This is a genomic window from Methylobacterium sp. Leaf102 (assembly GCF_001422425.1).
Lineage (GTDB): Bacteria > Pseudomonadota > Alphaproteobacteria > Rhizobiales > Beijerinckiaceae > Methylobacterium.
On sequence record NZ_LMMX01000029.1, the window covers coordinates 1 to 6,118 of the forward strand.

General features: G+C 66.2%; 5 protein-coding genes and 2 pseudogenes. 5 read left to right on the top strand and 2 right to left on the bottom strand.

What is annotated here, in order from left to right:
• Positions 1-163: 163 nt before the first annotated feature.
• A pseudogene (locus ASF27_RS14370) lies at positions 164-1,109 on the bottom strand (IS481 family transposase).
• A gap of 852 nt (positions 1,110-1,961) precedes the next feature.
• Here ASF27_RS14370 and ASF27_RS14375 point away from each other — a divergent pair.
• Positions 1,962-2,609, top strand: a complete 648-nt coding sequence (locus ASF27_RS14375) for a TetR/AcrR family transcriptional regulator (protein WP_056172280.1) — start codon at positions 1,962-1,964, stop codon at positions 2,607-2,609.
• A gap of 421 nt (positions 2,610-3,030) precedes the next feature.
• Positions 3,031-3,858, top strand: a pseudogene (locus ASF27_RS14380) (integrase core domain-containing protein); the annotation flags it as partial.
• 316 nt (positions 3,859-4,174) lie between these two features.
• On the opposite strand, the gene ASF27_RS14385 reads toward ASF27_RS14380, so the two are convergent.
• Positions 4,175-4,768 (bottom strand): biliverdin-producing heme oxygenase, encoded by a 594-nt coding sequence (locus ASF27_RS14385; protein ID WP_156467543.1) that lies wholly within the window; start codon positions 4,766-4,768, stop codon positions 4,175-4,177.
• A gap of 76 nt (positions 4,769-4,844) precedes the next feature.
• Between ASF27_RS14385 and ASF27_RS14390 the strand changes: the two genes are divergently transcribed.
• The 3 genes from ASF27_RS14390 to ASF27_RS22365 form a co-directional block, all read left to right on the top strand.
• Positions 4,845-5,288, top strand: a complete 444-nt coding sequence (locus ASF27_RS14390) for a DMT family transporter (RefSeq protein WP_056172277.1) — start codon at positions 4,845-4,847, stop codon at positions 5,286-5,288.
• 114 nt (positions 5,289-5,402) lie between these two features.
• Positions 5,403-5,864 carry a tellurite resistance TerB family protein gene (locus tag ASF27_RS14395; RefSeq protein ID WP_056172274.1) on the top strand — a complete coding sequence of 154 codons (462 nt, stop codon included), beginning with the start codon at positions 5,403-5,405 and terminating at the stop codon, positions 5,862-5,864.
• Positions 5,865-6,023: 159 nt separating this feature from the next.
• The coding region (locus ASF27_RS22365) for a GTP-binding protein (protein WP_139221393.1) at positions 6,024-6,118 on the top strand (95 nt) is incomplete at its 3' end.

The following is a 6,118-nucleotide window of genomic DNA, read 5'->3' on the forward strand; positions in this document are numbered from 1 at the left end:
CTCCGCACCCGTCTTCTGACCTCGCCGCATGTCCAGCTCCTTCGGTCCTGGCTGATCCTCTCAATCAGCCCGGTCCAAAGCCAGCCAGTCACGTCAGGGCTCCATCGGCGGGTCTCCGGACCGTCGAGCTGACGACACCGCATACCACCTGCGATTGTGTTCGTCATCCGGGTTTCTCGGTACACGACCCCGAGAGGAGGTGTGACAGGTTGATCCTGAAGCCATCGGGCTGTTTCGTTCAGGCGTCGAGGATGAACTCTGTGGGTGTCAGGCCGTACAGCGTCTTGTGTCCGCGGTCATGGTTGTGGTCATCGACGAACAGATGCAGATACGCTCGAAGCTGAGCATGGCGGTCGTAGTGGTCGCGTGTGATCGTCGTATCCTCGATCATACGGTTTGCTGCTTCGCGCTGCCCTCCGGGGCAAACGCTGGACTTACCCGTTGGCCCAAGAGTGGTTCACCTTGGTCAACCGATGGTCGATGCCATGCTCGTCGCAGACGCGATCGAATATGTGCTGGCTGGCGTAGACGTCCCGTCGGCGTGACGTGACCTGAATGCCGTCGTGGGTGAGCACGGTGTGGATACGGTAAGGCACCGCTTCGATGAAGTCGCGGAGGAACCGAGGAGCCTCCATCGTACCGACGCTCTCCACCAGCAGCACGAAGGCGAACTTGCCGATGCGGTCGATGGCCACAAACAGCCCGAGCCCTGCCTTCAGCCGTGCCGACCTCGGCAATGCCGCTGTGAACGTAGCCCATGGCGTAACTCGCAAAGCGCTGCGTCTCGGTTTTGTCGCCTTCTATCTCGGATCGTCGACCGATGCCGTGCCGATCCAGGCAACGAGGCAGCGAGGACCAGGTCAGGTGCGGGATCGTCGGCTGCAGGCCATAGAGGCAATCGTCGAGCGGGGGCGGCGTGTGCCGCCGGAAGGCGACGATGATCGCACCCTCTTCGACCGCAAGCACGCTGGAGCGCAGCTCCTTGGGCCCATCCGGGCAGCCGCTGTGCTCGTCCGTTTGTGCCCCTTCTGCACCGGCGTCGGGCTGACGCCGGTGCACCGGGCCAGCGCCCTCACGCTCTCTTCACGTGACTGGATCGCGCGACGGATTGCCTCCCTCGTGGTGGCATTTCCACGGAGAACCTACCCAGTAGCCTATCCCTTGCGACAGGGTACTCGACCGTATCGTTACACCGCGGGATCAAATCCTTTCAGGCGATCCACTGGTCCAAAGTGCCGCTGCCGATGATGGCAATGGGCGGGCCCGTCTCGGGAGTGCTGAAGCCGCTCATGTATCCGTCCTCGGATGGCATGGGGTTATTCACGGGAATCTCTCACCGCCGGCTGGCCATGACGGCGCGGCAATCCGGACTGAGCCGCGAGCTGTTCGTGAGGAGGCAGTCGGTGATCGCCCGCCGGTCCGGGATGAGTGTGCGGCACAGCCGGAGGACGTCCGGTGTGCAGGCGCGCCTTTCGGCGGCGGTGTCGGCGTGGAGACTGTCATCGCCGGCGCTTGCCGGCGTCGCTGCAGCGGCAGCCAGCAGGACACAGGCGACGGCACTTCGGACGAAGTGTCTTGATGTGCATTCGGATGTCCTCATCCCCAATCTCCTTCGGTCCGCCCGAAATGAGCGTCTGGTCGCCGGAACGCCATCAAACGAGAGCGTCGCGGCCCTTCCATGGAAACCATATGGTTTCCTTCCAGAAGTTGGCAAGCTGTCTTTCGGAACATGGATTCCGGTATGGCTCCCGATCCTGTGATGGAGCACGGGGCGAGCGACGACTCAACGATGCGAATCATTTAGGTTTTCATCATTCTCCAGTTATAATCGGGTCTGCGCTATGGGCTTCTGTCGCCCGGCCGAGCAATGTCGCATACCGGTCATTCCTGGAAACCATACGGTTTTTGATTACGTGATCTAGTCGATGCGAGGCGCCACGATGCGGAGAGGCGGAGGGGGAATGCCCATGCCGGAGTCTGAGGAGGCCGTCTCGGTCCCACGGGTCGCCAAGGACGATCAGACCTACGCTCGGCTCGTGGCCGTAGCCCGGGCGGAGTTCCTCGGCTCGGGTTTCGCGGGCGCGACGGTTGCTTCCATCGCCGCCAAGGCGGGGATCTCGAAAAAGACGGTCTACCAGTATGCGGCGTCCAAGGAGGCGCTCATGTACGAGGTGGTGGCGGACGCATGCCAAACGCTGTTCAGCGCGATCTTCACGTCAGCCAGTTCCGACCTCGTTCGTTCGGAGGTCGCGCACTGCCTCATCGAGTTCTGCTTGTTGTCGACCTCGGAGGATGGCGTCACGGCCCACCGCCTCGCCATCGGGGAGGCCCGGCAATTCCCGAAGATGGCGCAGGCGTACAAGGACGCCCTCGAAGCTTACGTGATCGAGCCCCTCGCGGCATGGGTACGCCGGCAGAACGATCTCGGTCGGCTGCGGGCGGACGACCCGAAGCTCGCTGCAGATATGCTGGCTTGCATGGTCGTCAGCCCGTTCGTACGCGATCTCAGCCTGGGGGTTCGGCCGAAGCCAACGCGAGACGAGATCGAACGTACGGTCAGCACGGCACTGAACCTATTCCATGCCGGCGTTGCCGCGCGCCTGGACTGAGCGGATCGAAGGCTCGTTCGGCCAACAAGGAACGTAGCCGCGCGTCGGGTCGAATTCAGGCGAATGTAACGGCACGTCGGAGACGAAGAACCGCCCGCGACGGATGAAGGAATGAACGTCCGCCTACAGGCGCGTCGTGAATCGCTGATTTTGACTTAGCACCCCCTGGGCATTTTGATGTCGGTGGGCAGCTGGAAGCGCCTTCGGCAATGGTGGCACAGGACGAGTGGGACGAGGCCGGCAAACAGCAGTCCGATGACGGCCTGCTGCGCACCGGCGGCGGCACAGGTCGCACGTCGGCCGCGTAGACCTTCCGGTTCCTCACGATGCCGACCGCCCAGCACAGACCCCGGGGGTAGAACGGCGCCCAGGTCCGTCGGGCCTTGCGCCCCATCACCCTAAGGAACGTGGCCTGCCCCCTGATTACGGTGGCCTGAAGGGCGATCAGGTCAAGCGGCTGAAGTCCCTGGAGACCGAGAACCAGCGCCTCCGCCGGGCGATCTCCGATCTGACCCTTGAGAAGCTCATCCTGAAGGAGGCGGCTGCGGGACCCGAAGGGCAGCGCCAGCAAAACTTCCGAGCCCGGCTCGCCGCCGGGCTTGTGTCGACTCCGTCGTTGCCGAGCACGGTGTGTCCGAACGCTTCGCCTGCCGAGTTTTGGGGCAGCATCGTTCGACACAGCGCAAATCCGCCGTCGTAGTCGAGGACGAGGCCGCTCTGACGGTCGCCATCGTTGCGCTGGCTCTCCAGTACGGGCGCTACGGCTATCGCCGGATCACGGCCTTGCTCTGGCGTGACGGCTGGACGGTGAACGTGAAGCGGGTCGAGCGGACTGAAGGCCCTCGACGTGATCGACGTACTCTCGGACCTGTTCAGTCTGCGCGGCGTGCCAGGCCATATCCGCTCGGCCAACGGGCCGGAGTTCATTGCCAAGACGGTCCAGGACTGGATCGCAGCGGTTGGCTCGCAGACCGCCTACATCGAGCCGGGCAGTCCGTGGGAGAACGGCTATTGCGAGAGCTTCAACGCGAAGCTGCGGGACGAACTCCTCAACGGCGAGGTGTTCTACACCCTCAAGGAAGCCAGCGTCGTGATCGAGCAATGGCGAAGGCACGACAACAGCATCCGGCCGAATTCGTCGCTCGGATACCAGCCACCTGCGCCCGAGGTCGTCATCTGGCCAACGGAACCGAGCGGATCAGTGCCGTCCGCTCGCCCTGCCATCGTCACCCGACCGACGATGCACTAACTTCGAACCTGGGCCACCGAATGGGGGCAGGCCACTGCGCGAGGCGCAGTTCGTGGCCATCGTCACGCCCTCGGTGAAGCACATCACCCGGGAACTCGCGAGGGCGTGACGGGCCTGCCTCGCGGCCGGACCTTGGCCGATGCCGCCCGGACCCGGCACCATCCTGCGGCCGGTCCTGGCCCCGGGCGCGCCGCGCCGAACCAGTTCCGGTCGGGGAGCCAAGGCTTCACCCTGTCGAGGGTCCCGGTCCGTCGCAGGTGCGCGCTGCAGCACCGTCGACCACCCTGTGCGAAAGTGCGCCGGACGAGCGGGTCGGCTAGGCCCGGGCGCTCTGGGCATTCTCGAACAGTGAAAAGGCCCTGAGGGCACCGGCGACGGCGCCGGCGGCATCCGAGGCGGGCCGGGTTTCGAGCCATGCGGCGAAGCTCGGCCACAGGCGCTGACCCTCGCCCTGCCGAAGGAAGCGGGTGTTGTCCCGAACCGTCGCATCGGGGCTCGCCAGGGCCTGGCGCAGGAGCATCTGGCCCCCGAGACGCGAGCCCTCGAGAACGTAGAGCAGCCCCGCGACCTCGGCCGGCGGCTGCGCGCGGGACATCGCCGGCGCAGGCGGGGCGGGATGCCCCAAGGCCGCCAGGTCGGACCGGATCGCGTCGGTGCGGCGGCGCGCCGGCCAATCGGGGGGCAGCGCTTCGGGAGGCGACGCGGCGAGGTCCGCCTCCAGGGGCACCAGGGCTGCCGCCATGGCGGCGAGGAACCCGACATAGGCTCCCCGTTCCTGGAGATCGTGGCCGGCCCAGCCGGAATCGAGGCGGTGGTGCGCGTCCGACGTCGCCCGCCGCAGGAGACCGCGCAGGCCCTGATCGACCACCCGCGCGCGCACCGCGTCCTCGCGTCCCATCCCTTCGGTCATGTTCGGCCGTCGCTGCCCTATATGCGGGAGGTCGCTTCCGTCAGGCGGTGACCGCCCGAACCGAGTGGTGATCCCGATGTGGTATCTCTATGGTCTCGCGCTTGTGGCCGGCATTGCCAACGCCGTCCAGGGCGGCACGAACGCCACCCTCTCCAAGGCCCTCGGCCAGCCCTTCGCCGCGGGGCTCGCGGTGGCCCTCGGCACCGGGACCACCCTGCTGTTCATCGGCCTCGTCTCCGGCCGTTTCAGCCTGCCGAGCCTCGCGCAGGCCGCGCAGGTGCCGGCCTGGGCTTGGTTCGGCGGATGCCTCGGTGCCCTCGTGGTCCTGTCGCAGTTCTTCGCCGCGCAGGCCATCGGAGCAGCCCCGTTCCTGGCGATCCTCGTCACGGCCGGCGTCGCCACCTCCATCGTCCTCGATCATTTCGGTTGGATCGGTTTTGCCGTCCACGCGGCGAGCCCGTGGCGGATCGTCGGGGGCGTGCTGATGGTCCTGGGCGTCACCCTCGTGGCCCTGTTCTGAAACCCGGCGGTCTCGCGTCGCACGACCCCTTGCCTTCCCGGCGCGAAACGGCGAGGTCCCCCGGAATCGTACAGCGCGGGTCGCCCATCAACACGGCCCCATGAGAAGCGTCCCATGAACATCTTTCAGGACATCGTCGCCCGTTTCAGCCAGACCGTCACCGCCTATGCGGGCGACACGGCCCTGATGCAGGCCATGGTCTCGGCCGCCGCCAACGTCATCGTCGCCGACGGGGAAGTGGCGAGCGAGGAGTTCGACACGGCGCTCGCCGGCATCCAGGCCAATCCGATCCTCGAGAAGGGCTACGACCGCCTGATGCTGGAGAGCGAGCTCTACGACGGCATCGCCCGGGCGCGGACCCGCGCCGGACGGGCGGAGAACCTCCGCCGCGTCGCCGGCATCCTCGGACGCGGCGAGACGGAGCGCGCCGCCGCCTTCCTGATCGCCGCCGACGTCGCCGATCACGACGGCATCTCCCCCCTCGAAGCGACGGCGCTGGACGAGATCGCCGAAGCGCTGGGCGTCGACAAGGCGGCCCTGCTCGAAGCGTCTCCGATCAAGCGTTCCATCGGGTGAGGGGGCTCCGGCACGGCGGCCCGGGGACGATTGTCGGCAAAGCCCTTGATCAAAGGACGGCAAGCCTCTAAGCGAGCCGCGTCTTTCGCCCGGCTCGATTAAGTTTTCGAGCGACTGACCGGGCGCCCGCTCGTGTGAGCTTGCCGCAGGAAAGAGACGATGGCCAAAGAGAAATTCGCTCGTACGAAGCCGCACTGCAACATCGGCACGATCGGTCACGTGGACCACGGCAAGACGTCGCTGACGGCGGCGAT